Source organism: Halomonas sp. SH5A2 (assembly GCF_014263395.1).
Taxonomy (GTDB): domain Bacteria; phylum Pseudomonadota; class Gammaproteobacteria; order Pseudomonadales; family Halomonadaceae; genus Vreelandella.
Window position 1 is genome coordinate 788,416 of record NZ_CP058321.1, and the last position, 17,753, is coordinate 806,168.

Below are 17,753 nucleotides of genomic sequence, written 5' to 3' on the forward strand. Positions count from 1 at the left end.
CCCAAAACAAGGGAAGCGTTATGCAGATCATTGCTCAGCACGGTGATATTTTTATCATCCTGGCCTGTCTTTTCGGCTTTTTTATGGCCTGGGGCGTGGGGGCCAACGACGTGGCCAACGCCATGGGTACGTCAGTCGGCTCCAAGGCTATCACCATCAAACAGGCGATTATTATCGCCGTTATTTTTGAATTTCTTGGCGCATGGCTGGCCGGTGGGGAAGTTACCGACACCATTCGTAAAGGGATTATCGACCCTGAACTGCTGCAAGACGACCCTCAGCTGCTGGTATATGGCATGTTGTCGGCGCTGCTGGCGGCGGCAACATGGCTGTTGATTGCCTCGATGAAAGGTTGGCCGGTCTCGACCACCCATTCGATTGTGGGTGCCATTGTCGGCTTCGCCGTGGCGGGCCTGGGTGCTACCAGCGTTGATTGGACGGCAGTTGGTAACATTGCCGCAAGCTGGGTTGTATCACCGCTACTGGCAGGCAGCGTCGGTTTCATGCTGTTCAAGTCGGTGCATCATCTGATTTTTGAAAACCGTGACCCCCTGAAGGCGGCTAAGCGGTATGTGCCCATGTATATCTTTTTAGTGGGCTTTATCGTGTCCATGGTCACTTTCACAAAAGGCCTCAAGCACGTTGGGTTAGATGTAGGGTTCAATCAGAGTTTGCTGTTCTCGATTATTATTGGTTTGGTCGTTACGGTGCTCGGGATTGTGATGGAGCGTCGGGTGAAATACGTCCATTCAAGCGATGACCACTTTGGCTATGCCAACGTGGAGCGCGTGTTTGGTGTGTTGATGATCTTTACCGCCTGCGCCATGGCCTTTGCCCACGGCTCTAACGACGTAGCTAACGCCGTTGGTCCGCTGGCCGCGGTGATCAGCATTGTCAGCAGCGGTGGCGATATCGATGGTGCTGCACTGGTGCCGTGGTGGGTCCTGGTGCTAGGCGGCGGCGGTATCGTGGCCGGCTTGGTGACTTACGGCCATAAAGTTATCGCCACCGTAGGCACGGGGATCACTGAGCTCACGCCCAGCCGCGGCTTTGCGGCAACGCTGGCGGCGGCCACGACGGTGGTATTGGCGTCGGGCACCGGCTTGCCGATTTCTACCACGCACACGCTTGTCGGCGCGGTGCTTGGGGTGGGTCTGGCGCGTGGCCTGGCAGCCCTTAACCTGCGGGTGATTGGTACCATTATCATGTCCTGGTTAATCACATTGCCCGCAGGCGCTGGGCTTGCCATTCTGTTCTTCTTTATGTTCAAGGGTATGTTCGGGTAAGTCTCGTCCCGACGAATCCCATACGCTAGCGGCACCTTCTTTATGCATAAGTGCATTAGAAGGTGCCGCTATTTTTTGCGCTCTGGTAAAGTAACACTAGTTCTTTCATTCACCTGCTGCCGGAGAGCGGCCCCTTGGATACTCGTTTCCCCTTTGTCGACTGGTTTCGTAATGCGTCCCCGTATATCAATGCGCACCGGGGACGAACCTTTGTCATCCTGATTGAAGGCGAAGCCATGGCGTCTGGCCGAGGGGAGCAGTTGATTCAGGACTTAGCCCTGCTGCACACCCTGGGCGTACGGCTGGTGGTGGTGTTTGGCATTCGTCCACAGGTGCAAGAAGCGTTAAGCGCGGCGGGGGTTGAGCCGACGCGCCTCAATGGCCGCTGGGTCGCCGACCGCACGATCATGGCCCACGTCGAGCAGGTAGCGGCGCATCAGCGGCTGTGGCTGGAAGCACGGCTGTCGCTGGGCCTGCCCAGCACGCCGCTCCATGGCGTGGAGCTTAGCGTGATTTCCGGCAATCTGGTGACCGCTAAGCCGCTGGGCGTGCGCGAAGGGGTGGATTTCGACCACAGCGGCGAGGTGCGCCGGGTGCGCGCAAGCGCTATCGAAGGGCTGCTGGAAAAAGGCTCGCTGGTGCTGCTGCCGCCGCTGGGGTTTTCCAGCACCGGCGAGGTGTTCGACCTGGATGCCTCTGATGTAGCCCAGCACGCAGCGGTGGCGCTCAAAGCCGACAAGCTGATTCTGCTGGGTGAGTCCGAAGGCCTGGAAGACGAGCAGGGCGCGCTGTTGCGTCAGCTTTCTCCCGCCGATGCCGAACCGCGCATACAGCATGCCGCACCGGGCAGCGAGCAGGCCCGCCATCTCAACGCCGCCTGCACCGCCGCGCGCGAAGGCGTGGCCCGCACTCACCTGCTTTCCTGGCGCAACCACGATGCTTTGCTTGGGGAGCTGTTCACCCGCGACGGTGTGGGCACCATGATTACCCAGCATCGCTACGAGCAACTGCGCCCGGCCACGCTCAACGATGTGGCGGGCCTGTTGGAACTGCTGGAACCGCTGGAAAACAGGGGCATGCTGGTGGCACGCTCCCGCGAGCGGCTTGAACACGAAATCGATGACTACATGGTGATCGAGCGCGACGGTATGGTGATCGGCTGCGCGGCGCTGCATGTCTTCCCTGATACCGGCGTTGCCGAACTGGCCTGCGTCGCCGTGCATAGCAACTACCGCGGCGGCGAACGCGGGGAGCGGCTGGTCGAGGCGCTGGAGCGCCGTGCCCGCCAGCGGGCGGTACAGGAGATGTTTGTACTGACTACCCACACGGCGCACTGGTTTGTTGAACGGGGCTTTCGCGCTGCCAGCCTCGAAGAGCTACCGACGCTGAAGCGCGAAACCTATAACCACGCACGTAAATCCAAGGTGCTGGTTAAAACGCTGGCGGGTTAGGTATTAAGAATCACGCCGCCGTTAAGGTGCAGGGTCTGGCCGCTCATGTAGGACGACTCTTCGCTGGCCAGATACACATAGGCAGGCCCCATTTCACTGGGCTGCCCAGCGCGTTTCATCGGTACCTGGCCGCCAAATCCCGCCACCTTGTCGTCGTCAAAACTGGCGGGAATTAGCGGCGTCCAGACCGGGCCGGGGGCGACGGCGTTGACCCGAATGCCGCGGTCCATCAGCGACATGGCAAGCGAGCGCACTAGACCCTGAATCGCCCCCTTGGTGGCGGTGTAGTCAATCAGCGTATCGTTGCCCTTGAAGGCGTTGATCGACGAGGTGGCTATAATCGTATCGCCCTGGCTCATGTGTGGCAGGGCGGCCTTGGTTAAATAAAAGTGGCTAAATAGATTGGTTTCGAAGGTGCGCTGCAGCTGATCGTCGGGAATTTCAGTGATGTCGCTCCAATCGTATTGCTCGGCCGCATTGTTGATGACGATATTCAACTTGCCGAAATGGTCGAGGGTAAGTGTCACGATTTCTCGGCAAAAACTTGGTGCTGCCACATCACCCTCAAGTACCAGGCAGCGACGACCTTCGGCTTCAACAAGCCGCTTGGTTTCTTCGGCATCTGTTGGTTCTTTCAGGTGCACAATCACGCTATCCGCGCCTTCACGAGCATAGTGCACTGCCACTGCGCGACCTATACCGCTATCGCCGCCAGTAATAATCGCCACTTTATCCTGCAACTTGCCGGCGTCGCGGTAACTTTCGCGAATATACTCGGGCTCGGGGTGCATCGCGTGCTCGTCGCCGGGCTGCTTGTTCTGGTGCTGCGGGGGTTGATGCTGTTCGCTCATGTGCGGTCACTCCTTGGGTTGCACAGATGGTGGAATGAAAACGGCGTTGCCCCCATAAGGGCGTTTGTCGTTAACCGGGGGCTGATCTCCCTGACTCCCCGATTTTAATGTAGACCCGACTCGCCAAGCGGGGCAAACCAGGCCATCAGTGGCCAGAGCCCTTGGCAATAGTGGCAGTCGATGCGTCTTATTTAGTTTGCTAATCAGCTTGCTGAACGCCATCGAGTTCTATATGACGTTGTTTTTTAGAATTTTTTAAGATTATAGGGGTTGGTCGGTTAGAGAGGGCTTAATTGCAAGTTATGCGGGAAGCGCTACAGTAAAAGCAGGCAAAGTAATGCCGATCACCATTGACCGTAAGGAGTACGTGTTATGTCTCAACCCGATAAGAAAGACGACAAATCGCCCAAACCCGAAGACGAACATTACGACGAAGCCAATCCGATGCCGGATACGCATCACGTAAACCCCAAGCCTGACGACTCGCCTCAGAACCCGGGCAAGGATAAAAAGTAAGCGACGTTGGCACCGTCAACTCAGCACTCGCGGCGCTACTTCTTGTAGCGCCGTTTTACTTCCACACTCAAGCGCCCTTCGCCAAGCTGTAGCTTCAGCTTCTGCCCCGGCGAGGTATCTTCAGCGCGGTGCACGATCTGGCCTTGCTCGTCCTGGGCGATGGCGTAGCCCCGGCCGAGTACCCCTAGCGGGCTGACCGCATTGAGCTCGCGGGCGGCACTGGTCAAGCGTGCCTGGCGGGTTTCCAGCTGGCGCTGCATGGCTGAGCTCAAGCGTCGCTGTAGCTGGCTGACTCGCTCGCTTTCCACACGATGTAAGCGCGTCATATCCTGACTCGCTAAACGCCGGTTCAGCTGCGCGACCTGGGTCTTTTGTTGAGACAGCCTTTGCTGCATGGCGCGCTGTAAACGCTGACTGAGAGCGGTTAAGTGCTGGCGCTGGCGATTAAGCTGCTCGCCGGGGTGGCGCAGGCGAGCGCGTAGCGTATCCAACCGCTGACTGTCCCTCTCTAGTCGCGCCTGCATGGCCCGCATTAGACGGTTTTCATGGTGCTCAAGCTGGCGCTTGAGAGTGTGCTGGTCCGGCACCAGGCGCTCGGCCGCCGCGGAAGGCGTGGGCGCGCGCATGTCCGCGGCAAAATCTGCCAGGGTGACATCCACCTCGTGGCCCACCGCCGATATCACCGGTAGCCGCGAATGGAAAATCGCCCGCGCCAGGTGCTCGTTGTTGAACGCCCACAAATCTTCCAGGCTGCCGCCGCCACGGGTGATCAGGATGGCATCGCGCTCCGGGTCCAGCCGCGCCTGACGATTGAGCAATGCCAGCGCCGATATCATCGCCGGGGCGGCCTCGGCCCCCTGTACCGGCACCGGAATCAGCGTGACATCCGCCAGCGGCCAGCGGGCGGCTAATACCGCCAATACGTCGCGAATCGCCGCACCCGTCGCGGAGCTTAAAATCAACAGCTTGCGCGGCGGCAAGGGCAGGGCGCGCGCATTGGCAAACACGCCTTCGCCATCCAACTGGGCTTTCAGGCGCTCAAACGCCGCCAGCAATTCGCCCAGCCCCGCCGCCTGGACGGCGTCGGCAATCAGCTGGTAATCGCCGCGGGGCTCGAACAGCGATACCCGGCCGCGCAGTTTGACCTGATCGCCGTCGCGCATCGGTGCCGACACAAACCGCGCCCGCTGACGAAACAGCGCACAGCGAATCTGCGCCCGGTCGTCCTTCAGGGTGAAATAAATATGCCCGGAAGCAGGGCGGGAAACGTTGGAAAGCTCGCCTTCTACCCACACCTCGCCCACGTCGCGCTCAAGCGTCTGCTTGGCACGCTGGTTGAGCTGGCTGACGGTAAGCGCCTGGGGCGTGGTAGATGGCATAACGTTAAGCGCGCTCGGTGAGGAAGTGTTTAAGCGCCACCGGGTCGGGGACGCCCTGAATCGTTTCGCCGTCGATGATCAAGGTGGGCACCGACTGGATGCGCGCTTCATCAACCGCATGGCGCAGTGCAGCCTGATGACGTTCGCGGTAATGGCCATGTTCAAGCGCTTCCAGCACCGCCTGGCGCGCCAACCCGACGGATTCGGCAATATCGGCCAACACGGTCGGGTCGCCAATATCGCGTTCCTGCTGGAAGAACGCCTTCAGCGTCGCCATCGAATAGGCGTGGCCGACGCCTTGATCTTCGGCCATGGCAAAGACTTCAAAGGCCTTGTCGGTGCGCGGCTGCGGCGAAATATTGGGCAGCTTGATGGCCACACCGAGTTTTTCTGCCATGGGGTAGACCGCCTCGCGCCAAACACGCGGCAAATAGGGGTCTTCTACCTTCAAGGTAGGCACGGGCGCCGGGCGCAGCTCGAACGGGCGCCATTGGATGTCGACGTCAAGACCTTCGGTGGCCTCGGCAAGCACCTCTTCGGCCAGCAGGCAGAAGGGGCAGACGTAATCGCTGTAGACAATGATTTTCTGGGTCAATTCTCATCCCTATCTTGGTATCTAATAAGCCAAAATCCAGCCTAGCATTAAATGTTATTAACCATTGGTATAAGCGTAATGGTGTCTCTGCATTGCTGGGAAGGCCCTCTACCCGTTATAATGGGGGATTAACTTTTCACGCCCCGTCTTCCACTTCAAATTGGGTGTTGCCGCTATGCTACGTATGGCTCAAGAAGCACTTACGTTCGACGACGTACTCCTCCTGCCCGGTTATTCGGACGTTCTCCCCAAGAATGTTAACCTTAAAACCCGCCTGACCCGCAATCTCTCGCTTAATATTCCGCTGTTGTCCGCTGCGATGGACACGGTGACCGAAGCGCGACTGGCGATTGCCATGGCTCAGGAAGGTGGCATTGGTATCATTCATAAAAGCATGACCATGTCGCAGCAGGCCGCTGAAGTGCGCAAGGTCAAGAAGCACGAAAGCGTCATCGTTAAAGACCCGATTACCGTCAGCCCCAAAGCCAAACTCGAAGACCTGCTCGCCATGGCGCGCGAGTACGGATTCTCGGGTTTCCCGGTGGTAGAAGGCGAAACCCTGGTGGGCATCGTGACCGAGCGCGACATGCGCTTCCAGCCCAACCACGGCGATAGCGTTTCCGACATCATGACCCCCCGCGAGCGGTTGGTCACCGTGCCGGAAGGCACCCAGCTTGAAGAAAGCAAAGCCAAGATGCGCGAACACCGCATCGAAAAAATGCTGATCGTTGACGACGCCTTCCACCTGCGCGGCCTGGTGACCTTCCAGGACATCGAAAAAGCCCGCACCTACCCGATGGCCGCCAAGGATAGCGATGGCCGTCTGCTGGTAGGCGCTGCCGTCGGTACCGGCCCGGAAACCCCGGACCGCGTCGCGGCGCTATCAGAAGCCGGTGTTGACGTGATCGTTGTAGATACCGCCCACGGCCACTCCGAAGGCGTGATTGACCGCGTTCGCTGGATCAAGGAACACTTCCCGGCCATTCAGGTGATTGGCGGCAACATCGCCACCGCCGCCGCCGCCAAGGCACTGGCCGACGCGGGTGCCGATGCGGTGAAAGTGGGCATTGGCCCCGGTTCTATCTGCACCACGCGGATTGTCACCGGCGTAGGTGTCCCGCAAATCACCGCCGTCTCCAACGTGGCCGAAGCGTTAAAAGAGTATGACATTCCGTTGATCGCCGACGGCGGCATCCGCTTCTCTGGCGACCTTTCAAAAGCGATTGCCGCCGGCGCAAGCGCGGTGATGGTGGGTGGCCTGCTGGCCGGTACCGAAGAAGCCCCGGGCGAAGTCGAGCTTTACCAGGGCCGTACCTACAAAGCCTACCGCGGCATGGGTTCCATGGGTGCCATGTCCGAGAATCAGGGCAGTGCCGACCGCTACTTCCAGGATAAAGCCGAAGGCGCTGAAAAGCTGGTGCCGGAAGGCATTGAAGGCCGCGTTCCTTATAAAGGCGTGATGGGCTCGATTGTCCACCAGCTGATGGGTGGCCTGCGCGCCTCCATGGGTTACACCGGCTGCAGCACTATTCAAGAGATGCGCACCAAGCCGGAGTTCGTGAAAATCACCGGCGCTGGCTTTAACGAATCCCACGTCCATAACGTGCAGATCACCAAAGAAGCCCCCAACTACCGGGTGAGCTAACCAGCACTTTAGTTAAACAGCGGCGGGCTCAGCTCGCCGCTTGCTTTTTGGCCTTACCGTGGCCCCGCCCCGCTTAACCGAGATACCGCCATGAGTGACATTCACGCCCATAAGATCCTGATTCTCGACTTCGGCTCCCAGTACACCCAACTGATCGCCCGCCGGGTCCGCGAAATCGGCGTATTTTCCGAAATCCGCGCCTTCGATATCACCGAAGAAGAGATTCGCGAGTACAACCCCAACGGCATCATCCTGGCCGGTGGGCCGGAATCCGTCACCGAGCTGGATTCCCCGCGCGCACCGCAGTGCGTGTTCGAGATGGGCCTGCCGGTGTTTGGCATCTGCTACGGCATGCAAACCATGGCCGAACAGCTGGGCGGAAAGGTAGAGGGCTCCAACAAGCGCGAATTCGGCTACGCCCAGATTCGTCTGGACGAAACCACCGCGCTGTTCAACGACATCAAAGACCACGTGGACCACGACACCGGCAAAGCGCTGCTGGATGTATGGATGAGCCACGGCGACAAGGTGGCCCAAGCGCCCGCCGAATTTACCGTGACCGCCTCTACGCCAAGCTGCCCGATTGCCGCCATGGCCTGGGAAGACAAGCAGTTCTACGGTGTACAGTTCCACCCGGAAGTGACTCACACCCTGCAAGGCCAGCGGATTCTTGAGCACTTCGTGCTGAATATCTGTAAGGCCGAGAAGCTGTGGACGCCCGCGCAAATCATCGAAGACCAGGTGCAGCGCGTGCGCGAGCAAGTCGGCGACCGCCACGTACTGCTCGGCCTTTCCGGCGGGGTGGATTCCTCTGTAGTAGCCGCGCTGCTACACAAGGCGATTGGCACCCAACTGACCTGCGTATTCGTCGATAACGGCCTGCTGCGTAAAGCGGAAGGCGACCAGGTCATGGAAACCTTCGCCAAGCACATGGGCGTGAAAGTCATCCGCGTCGACGCCGAAGACCTCTTCCTCGGCAAGCTCAAGGGCGAAAACGACCCCGAGATCAAGCGCAAGATCATCGGCAACACCTTTATCGACGTGTTCGATGATGAAGCCAGCAAAATCGAGAATGTGGATTTCCTCGCCCAGGGCACCATCTACCCGGACGTGATCGAATCCGCCGCTTCTAAAACAGGCAAGGCCCACGTGATCAAATCCCACCACAACGTGGGTGGCCTACCGGAAACCATGAAGCTCAAGCTGGTCGAGCCGCTGCGCGAACTGTTCAAGGACGAAGTGCGCAAGCTCGGCCTGGAACTCGGCCTGCCCTATGACATGGTCTACCGCCACCCCTTCCCGGGGCCGGGCCTGGGCGTGCGTATTCTGGGCGAAGTCAAAAAAGAATACGCCGACATCCTCCGCGACGCCGACGCCATTTTCATTGAAGAGCTGCGCAATTCCGGCTGGTACGAAAAAACCAGCCAGGCGTTCGCCGTGTTCCTGCCGGTCAAATCAGTCGGCGTCGTCGGCGACGGCCGCCGCTACGAATGGGTCATCGCGCTACGCGCCGTCGAAACCATCGACTTCATGACCGCCCGCTGGGCGCACCTGCCCTATGAGCTACTGGAGAAGGTTTCCAACAGGATTATCAATGAGTTGGAAGGTGTTTCCCGCGTCACCTATGATGTGAGTAGCAAGCCGCCTGCTACTATTGAGTGGGAGTGATCTCGCGTCCGGTACAGACCAATAGCGATTGGCAAGAAACACTCCTTAAGCCCGTGTATATGCGGGCTTTTTGTGTTTTGGCGCTGGTAAATTCGGAGCGCTCTGCATCACCAAGCATGGCGTTTGTGTCTGTAGTGCTCAATAATCCTGTACAACGATTTATAAGCTTGTAGGAGTCGTTACGCCGTGTCATTGAGTGGCTTTCTATATAGCTAATGCGTTTAAATGAGTTGTTTTTTAAGCAGGCCGAGGCTGTAACAGAGAGCATTAGATACGAGACTGATCAGTTCACAGTTCAGAGATGGCATTAGCAATAATGATAAAAAGAACCTTTAAAGACATTCCTGATGGGAAAATTATTGAGGCTGACCAGCAGTCATTCTTGGTTGGCTTGGGCTGGACCCGAGGCGTTACATGGGATGATCTGCTGCATTCAAAACGTGTACTGATAATTTCCGAGGCGGGTGCAGGAAAAACCTATGAATGCCGTAAACAGTCGGAGCGTCTTTGGGCTGCGGGAGAGCCTGTCTTCTTCGTTGAATTGGCCGCGTTGGCGACTGAAGAACTTCGCAGCCTGTTAGATTCAGATGAAGAAGCCCGGCTGGACGCTTGGCTTGTCTCACAGACCGAGGTGGCGACATTTTTTCTGGACTCGGTTGACGAGCTAAAATTGACGTTGGGTTCGTTTGAACGCGCGCTCAAACGACTGAAGAAGTGCATCGGAAATCAGCTTTACCGGGCGCGGGTTGTCATCACGACACGGCCGATACCCTTTGACGAACAACTGATCCGAAATGTATTACCTGTTCCTCCGGCGCCATCTTCGAGCTCCGATGAAGAGGTATTTGCGAAGATTGCAATGCGTGAGCATCAGGAGCAACACTACAACAGAGGCAAGAATCAATCGCCCGATTGGCGGTCTGTAGCCTTAATGCCGCTGTCGGACGAACAGATCGTCGATTTTTGTCGACACCAGGGAGTAAGCGATCCCTATCTTCTTTTTGAAGATTTACAACGTCGCAATGCTCTAGAGTTTGCGCGCAGGCCTCAGGACCTCATTGAGCTGTGCGCAGACTGGCGTGAGCACAAGCGCATCCGAACACATCGCGACCAGGTTGCCACGAATGTTCGCGTGAAGTTGCTGCCTCGCGACGACAGACCTGAACCGGCGGAATTGTCTGTCGACAAAGCAATTGAGGGAGCTAGCCGACTCGCGCTTGCCGTTCAGATGACACGTCGTCTAACAATTCGTCATAGTGCAGCGTCTGACGCTCTTGACGAGGAGGCTGCTCTAGATCCCGCGATCATCATATCCGATTGGCAACCGAACGAACGAAAAGCACTGCTGGAGCGTCCGCTATTTGGCTTCGCTTCTTATGGCCGAGTGCGCTTCCATCATCGCTCTGTTGCCGAGTATCTTGCTGCGGAGCGGCTGATAGCTTTTCGAAGAAAAGGCATGCCGTTTCGAGCCCTCAAACGCCTTCTCTTCGCGGAGACCAAAGGTAAGACAATAGTGCGCCCGTCCAAGCGACCAGTGGTGGGTTGGCTAGCCTTGCAAGAAGACGGGATATTTGAACTCTTGCGGGACAATGAGCCTGCAGTGCTTCTGGACGAAGGCGACCCAGAGTCGCTAACGCAAACACAGCGAAATCAAGCTCTTCGCGCCTACGCTAACCGTTATGGCCAAGGTGGCTGGAGAGGCCTTCAAGTGCCTCACATTCAGGTTCATCGTTTTGCATCGAAAGAGTTGGCAGATGAAATTGACAGGATTTGGTGTGGCGGAGTAGAGAGTCCGGATGTTCGAGACGTCCTCATCAGTCTTATCGAGGCGGGCCGGATAAAAGCTTGTTCCGACATCGTATTCGGTATCGCTCAGGACATTGCAGCACCCGCAGTCGAGCGCATAACATCCATTGACGCGTTAGTAGCCCTTGCTGACGAGAGGTTAAAGAGAATCGCTGCCAGCATAGCTGATGCTGATGATCTCTGGCCTGACAGAGTGTCGCGCGGTGCCGTACTACGCCTTTTCCCAAATTACATGTCGATTGAGCAGCTTTGTCGAACCCTTCGATGGATAAAGCGACAGAAGCGTAGTGCAGGCGATCTTAGCTGGCAACTTCCACGCCTGATAGCAGGAGCGTCTCTTGATCTCCCTGTCCTTGAGGAACTTCGTGATGGTCTCCTCGCGCTAGTATCAGAGGGGCTTAAATGGCGAAAAGAGTGGCCACATATTACTAGCGATCGGCCATATCTTAGCGGAGCACTCGCAGCAACATGTGAACGCGGCTTAGATATAAGCCAAGATGATCATTGGCTGCATGCTGGTGTAATCGCATTGCGATTACACCATCGGGATTATGGCGACGATGAGCCGATCAAGTTGCTTCGCGAACGGTTGAGCAATCTGAATGCAGAGAATAATGCGCGTCTCTTCTGGGTTGAGGACGCTTTGTTTCAGTCGCTCTATGAAATTAAAGACCCTTGGAGACGGCTCGCAGAGATCACAATTCACGATGGTCCCGTCCAGCTAAGACCGGACCGGGATCTGGCTTGGGTGAGCGACGCGCTTTGTGACACGACCCGGGATGCGGGTGAACGCGCAATGCTCTTAGAGGCAGCCATCCGCCTGTCGCCGGATCGTGATACATGGAAAAAACACGTTGAGGGACTTAGGCCTCTCATAGTGGATGAACCTTCATTCGTGCAAAGACTTGACGACTGGCTGAAGCTATCGAAGCACGACAAAGAACATCGTCGTTGGGAAAAGAAGCAGGCTGAACGAAAGAAGCAAGAAGAGCGGCGAAAAGCCAAGAACCGCGCTAGCTGGATTCAGTTCTGGCGAGAAGTTGCCAACCAGCCTGAAAACGCATTTTCGACGGAGCAAAGCTGGAGCACGGCGTGGAACCTGTGGCGCGCTATGAATCACGATGGTGACGACAGTCGGTCATCAGGTTGGAACCGGCGCTTCATCGAAGAGCAATTCAATCAAGAAACGGCCGACAAGCTTCGCCGGGTGCTGATGAAGATCTGGCGTGATGACCACCCAACTTTTCCCAGCGAAAGGCCCGAAGGCGAGCGCAATACATTTCTTGTACGTTGGCAACTTGGTCTGGCCGCGATCTACGCCGAAGCGGAGGCCCCCGACTGGGCAGCTAAACTCAGCGATGCCGAAGCCGAGCTAGCCGCGCGGTACGCTCCGATTGAACTGAACGGCCTGCCTCAGTGGATAGAAGGTCTCGTAGACACGCATCCAAACGCTGTGGACCGGACGCTTGGAAATGAATTGTCGTGGGAGCTGAACCGGCTGTCAGGTGAGCGTGGTCATTCGAGCCTACTTCAAGGAATTGATTATGCGTCTGAGAGCGTTGCCAGTTTATTTTTACCACGACTGGAATCCTGGCTAGATGACGGTGGGGACTGGATTAATGGCGCTGATAACACGACCGGAATGACCGAAAGGGTTCGGCAAGTCACACGGGTTATCTTGAAGCATGGCGATGCTGCGGAAATTGAGAGCCTTCGGGAACGGGCACGCCAAAGGTTGGAGCAACAATTGCCGTTTGCGCAGCGTCTTGTTTGGTTGTCGACCTTAATGCGGATTGATCCGCAGATGGGGGTCGATAAGCTGGCAGATCAGATCGAGAAAGTTGAACCATCTGAGAGATCAGAAGCTGTGACATTGCTGGCCAGACTCTTTGGGGATCGCCAAGACGGAATTGGTTTGGGTGACGAACGCTTTATGCCACAATTACTGCTACGGCTGTTTCGTCTGGCCTATCGCCACGTCCGAATCCAAGACGATGCACACCACGAAGGATCCTATTCACCAGACACTCGAGACGACGCAGAACAAGCACGCAATAGCATTGTAACGGCATTACTCAACGCTCAAGGCGAGGAGGGCTTGGCTGCCAAGCTCGAGATAGCCGCAGATCCTTTGTGCGCTCATTTCAAGGATCGCATTTTGGCTGTGGCAGAAGAGAATTGGGCGCAAGAGATTGATGCTGACGCATTTGATGAGGTTCAAGCGGTAGCGCTTGAACGAAGCGGGGAAGCGCCTGCCTCAACGAATGAAGCCATGTTTGCGATTATGAAGGATAGGTTGTCTGACCTTGATGAACTTCTTCTCCTTGATACGTCACCGCGAGAGGCTTGGGCAGGAATATCAGACGAGAGGATCATGCGTCGACAAATTGCGCGCGAACTGAACCATGCTGCGAACTCGATCTACACTGTCGACCAGGAGGCTGTGACAGCTGACGAAAAGGAAACTGATATACGTTTGCGCTCTGTTCTTTCTAAGCATGAAGCTGTGATTGAACTAAAACTTGGCGATGGGCGCACAGCGAAAGACTTACGAGATACAATAGAAAATCAGCTGGTTAGGAAATACATGGCAGCAGAATACAGTAAAGCTGGAGCTTTGCTGGTGACTCTTGCAAAAGACCGTAAATGGCAACACCCAGTTGAGAAACGCATCATTAAAGAGGATGAGTTGTTGTCGTTGCTGGTTGCAGAAGCCGATAGAGTTCAGAATGCCTTGGGAGGAGGTGCTTATATATGTGTACATCTCCTTGATTTACGTCCTAGGTTGCCTATTGAGTCCAAAGCTAAGTCTTAAAAAATAATCTAACTCTGAACAAAGTGTCTGTTAATAGACTGATTTTTAATAATATTTTTCATCATTTTTTGAGTTTTTAGTTTTCAATAAAAAAAATATTTATAATATTTTATATAATTGAGTGAGAGAATCATGTTTAGCGCCATAAGCACGAAATAGACTGGGAAATTTTATCGACCCAGAGAATCTTGTAAGCTCTTTTGGGAACGAAGGAACAAATAGGCAGACCAATGGCAATTGAGGGAACATCGGTAGACGAGACAGAATTAGCTATTCAGCTCCGCACAAGCGGCTTGGTTCGTACTATTGCGGAACGAGAGTTCCGGCGTCTAGATGATAACCGCTCTGCGTTGATCGAGGCTCTCGCAACCATATTGAACGCTACCGATGCGCCGCCGATTGACCTCTATATCGAAGATGCGCTGGCAGAGCTGGAGGGACGGCGCTTCTTCCTCGTCCAGCATGTTTTATGCGATCTGATACCTCTTCTGAATGTCGATCAGGAGATCCTTCTTGCCTTCATCACGCGCCTGCTGGATATAGGCGGCAACGATCTGGATACTGGCGCCCTGAGTACCTCTTTTGGGGAATGGACGAAGAAGGACGCAGCCAGATCTTCCAAGGTTTACGAATTAGCACGTGCCGGCGATAACCGCGCTCTGCGTCAACTATCCACGGTTCTCCTAATGAACGCTGATCTCGATGAAGGCCTAATTTTCGCGCAAGCTCACAAAGGGGAAGCGAAGCTCGCAGCCATCTCAGCTTTGGGTCCCATGGAATTGGGTGAACGCTACCGTGAGGTACTCGACACACTTCTCCTAGGAGCGTCCAGCGACGATGAGGATACCGCCCTTCGGTCCCTCGAAGCGGGCTACCGCGCTTCTGCAAAGCGAAAAGTAACCGCGCCAACCAGTTTCGACGAACAACTCGAACGGGTCCTTCAGACACGTAGCCCACCCGCGATTCACTTGGGGGCAGACCTTCTTTGGCTTCACCGAGAGGGCCTCACAGAGAACGCCATAGATCTGTGTCTCAAGGCCGTTGCAGATGTTGACCCAGACGATATTGTAACCATCTCGCACATTGATCATGCCTCATACCAACTTGTGAGAGATGGGCGCGCTGAACAGGTGATCCGCCTACTTGGTGAATTGATCGATCGTTCAAAGGGGCAGATTACGCTAGGCGCATTCCAGAGTGCGTACCACGCGCTGACGCATGCGGGAGCTGAGGTGCTTGGTAGCGCGGTTGTATACTGGCTGCTCGATGGGGGTGTATACACTCGTAAATGCGTGGCAGATGAATTGTGCAGCGTTGGGAACGATGGCCCACCTTTCTCAATTCCCAAGTCCTCTCTTCCAACAAACTCATCAGACCAGCTGTTCCTTTGCCGGAAGGCTATCGGATGGTTCTTTATCGATCCACTGGCAGCGGTTGCCATACCCTTAGCGGTACTTCGCGACGGATGCCCGGATATTGCCAGTGACGTCCTCAGTCTGATCTACGACCCCCTGCTCATGAGCTATGGTGGCAAGTTGAAGGACTATCTTGAGCGCTATGTTGAAGACGGCGGAGCGAACGGCTCTGGTATTACGGAACTGCTCGCACGAAAGGCTGCATTCAATGACGCAATGGAAGGCATTGAACGTTTGGTCGAACTGCACCCTAGTGAAATGCAGCGTGAGACAGAGCGTGTTCAGTGGAACGAGCAGATGGAACGGAGCATGGAGCAGGGGAGGCGGGAATCTATATTTGATTTCTTCACCAAACAATACATCCTGTATGGCCGCTCGTCTCTGACGCCGATCCATACCGGTGAGGGCGCCACACATCTCACTGAGACCGAGATGAAGTCGTTCTCGATCTCGTCCGAGTTGCCCCTCCTCAATATCGTTGACCCGGTCGGCCTCGAACACATGCTTATCCACTTCAAGCTTGAGCCGAGAGAACAACGATGAAACTTGTCGTGACGCACTATCTTCGCTCACTGCGTGAACGCGACGAACTCGACGCTATTTTGCCCGATCTTCTAGCCGAGAGTGGGTTTGAAGTTCTAACCCGTCCCCGTCGTGGCACGCGGCAAGCCGGTGTCGACGTCGCTGCAGTTGGCCCCAATCCTGACCGCGATGGCGCTCGAAGCCTGTTCCTGTTCACAATCAAGTCCGGTGATTTGACACGAGAGCATTGGGATACCGGTCAGCAGGCCGTGCGGCCGTCGCTTAACGAGGCTCTGGATGACTACATACCGAACCGCATCCCGCCTCACCTGACGGATCTGCCCGTCGTCATTTGTATCTGCATGGGTGGCGAGATGCGCGAGGATGTTCGTGCCCAGTGGAGCGGCTTCTGTCGGACGAACGAGAAGGCCAACGTTCACTTCGCTGAGTGGAACGGAGATCGCCTCGCGGATCTGATACTAAGCGGCATGCTACGGGCAGAGTTAATTGAGAGCGAGAATCGGGGGGTGTTTCAGAAGGCGCTAGCGATGCTTGATCAGCCCGACGTCGCCTATCGGCATTTCCGTGACTTACTCGATGACATCTTCACTGAGCCGAAGAACCAGACAGAGCGGACACGCCAGCTACGCAAGGCCTATCTGTGCCTTTGGATACTCTTCGTATGGGCTCGCGACGCCGGTAACCTCGAGGCTGCGTATCGAGCATCTGAACTGGTGCTGCTACGTAGCTGGCCGTACTGCGATCATACCCGTCTACGCAAGGGGGCGACGCAACAGGAGCGGCTGGCTCATTTCGATCAGGTCTTGAAGCTTCATTTCGTCATCGCCAACCTTCTCCTCGTCGAGAAGATTGGACCGTTCGCCGATAAACGCTACGCGCTTTCAATGGCCGTAAATTCTCGTAACGCGGTCGACATCAACCTTGCGCTGTTCGAGACACTGGGGAGGTTGTCTCTTCACGGACTGTGGTTGGATGCCATTAGTGACTCGCAGGATGAGGCGTTTGCGCAGGCAATGAGCGAGGGGGCGGACAAGGTGCTTAATATAGCGATCGGGATGCTGAACGCGAACCCGACGCTTGCCTCCCCCGTTCGTGATGATTTCGCGATCGAACTAGCTCTTTTCATGCGTCTTGCAAGTGTACGCGGCCGTCTTTCCGATGTCGCCGACTACATCCGTGGCATGTCCGATCACCTGTGCAACGGGCTGAGAATTCGGCAGCACTATCCGACGCCGATGACAGATTATCGAGACGTCCTCGCCCATCCCAGAGACCGCAGCGATGCATACTTCGAAGAGCATACGCGCGCGGGGATTCTTTACACCTTCGTTCTCGCTTGGCTTGCGATGATCGGAGATCAGGAACGCGCAGAACGTTTGCGTAGCACGTTGTTGGAGCACGCTCCGCACATGACCCACCAAATCTGGATTCCCGAAGGACGAACGGATGATGTGTTCTGGAATGGTGATCCAGATCACGGGCTGTCGGTACCGGGGCTGCCACTCAACGACTCGCTAGAGGCCGTTTTTAGTCTACTTAATCGCGTGATGGAAGAGCATCCGCTGCATGAGCGAGTAAGTGCTGTGAGGATAGGTCTGATCCCTATCCTTCTCACTGCCTGCCGGCATTATCGTATGCCTGTGCCACCGCACGTTTGGCGAGGTCATGATCGTACCGCGTCGGACAGTACCGGCTCCTGAGTTGAACTCTTGCAGAGCTGCGCAAGCAGCAGAACACTTCACGATGGAACAGTTATGAAAGCCCTTCAAGCTGAGCGCTTGGC

At 56.1% G+C, this 17,753-nt stretch carries 11 protein-coding genes; 8 read left to right on the forward strand and 3 right to left on the reverse strand.

Annotated elements, in window-relative coordinates:
- The first annotated feature begins 20 nt into the window (after nucleotides 1-20).
- Nucleotides 21-1,286: an inorganic phosphate transporter gene (locus HXW73_RS03780; protein ID WP_186254968.1), complete on the forward strand. Its 1,266-nt coding sequence runs from the start codon at nucleotides 21-23 to the stop codon at nucleotides 1,284-1,286.
- Between the two features lie 134 nt (nucleotides 1,287-1,420).
- Complete coding sequence (argA, locus tag HXW73_RS03785) at nucleotides 1,421-2,737, forward strand: amino-acid N-acetyltransferase (protein WP_186254969.1); 1,317 nt, start codon at nucleotides 1,421-1,423, stop codon at nucleotides 2,735-2,737.
- Here the strand turns inward: argA and HXW73_RS03790 are convergent.
- Nucleotides 2,734-3,588: an SDR family oxidoreductase gene (locus HXW73_RS03790; protein ID WP_186254970.1), complete on the reverse strand. Its 855-nt coding sequence runs from the start codon at nucleotides 3,586-3,588 to the stop codon at nucleotides 2,734-2,736. The two genes, argA and HXW73_RS03790, sit on opposite strands and share 4 nt — an antisense overlap.
- A gap of 372 nt (nucleotides 3,589-3,960) precedes the next feature.
- Here HXW73_RS03790 and HXW73_RS03795 point away from each other — a divergent pair, with 372 nt between their 5' ends.
- A complete protein-coding gene (locus HXW73_RS03795) occupies nucleotides 3,961-4,104 on the forward strand; it encodes a hypothetical protein (RefSeq protein WP_186254971.1) in 144 nt (47 codons plus the stop codon).
- Between the two features lie 35 nt (nucleotides 4,105-4,139).
- Here HXW73_RS03795 and xseA read toward each other — a convergent pair whose 3' ends face one another.
- Nucleotides 4,140-5,483, reverse strand: coding sequence for an exodeoxyribonuclease VII large subunit (gene xseA / locus HXW73_RS03800; protein WP_186254972.1), 1,344 nt, complete (start codon nucleotides 5,481-5,483; stop codon nucleotides 4,140-4,142).
- 4 nt (nucleotides 5,484-5,487) lie between these two features.
- The gene (locus HXW73_RS03805) at nucleotides 5,488-6,078 is read right to left on the reverse strand and encodes a DsbA family oxidoreductase (protein ID WP_186254973.1); all 591 of its coding nucleotides are present in this window, start codon (nucleotides 6,076-6,078) and stop codon (nucleotides 5,488-5,490) included.
- Nucleotides 6,079-6,253: 175 nt separating this feature from the next.
- Here HXW73_RS03805 and guaB point away from each other — a divergent pair, with 175 nt between their 5' ends.
- From guaB to HXW73_RS03830, 5 genes are all read left to right on the forward strand, one after another.
- A complete protein-coding gene (gene guaB, locus HXW73_RS03810; protein WP_186254974.1) occupies nucleotides 6,254-7,723 on the forward strand; it encodes an IMP dehydrogenase in 1,470 nt (489 codons plus the stop codon).
- Between the two features lie 90 nt (nucleotides 7,724-7,813).
- On the forward strand, nucleotides 7,814-9,391 hold the full coding sequence (gene guaA, locus HXW73_RS03815) for a glutamine-hydrolyzing GMP synthase (protein ID WP_186254975.1): 1,578 nt from the start codon (nucleotides 7,814-7,816) through the stop codon (nucleotides 9,389-9,391).
- A gap of 316 nt (nucleotides 9,392-9,707) precedes the next feature.
- The gene (locus tag HXW73_RS03820) at nucleotides 9,708-14,012 is read left to right on the forward strand and encodes an NACHT domain-containing protein (RefSeq protein ID WP_186254976.1); all 4,305 of its coding nucleotides are present in this window, start codon (nucleotides 9,708-9,710) and stop codon (nucleotides 14,010-14,012) included.
- 230 nt (nucleotides 14,013-14,242) lie between these two features.
- Entirely contained in the window at nucleotides 14,243-15,970 is a 1,728-nt protein-coding gene (locus tag HXW73_RS03825) for a hypothetical protein (protein ID WP_186254977.1), read from the forward strand.
- Complete coding sequence (locus HXW73_RS03830; RefSeq protein ID WP_186254978.1) at nucleotides 15,967-17,670, forward strand: hypothetical protein; 1,704 nt, start codon at nucleotides 15,967-15,969, stop codon at nucleotides 17,668-17,670. Before HXW73_RS03825 ends, HXW73_RS03830 begins: the two co-directional genes overlap by 4 nt.
- Nucleotides 17,671-17,753: the final 83 nt, after the last annotated feature.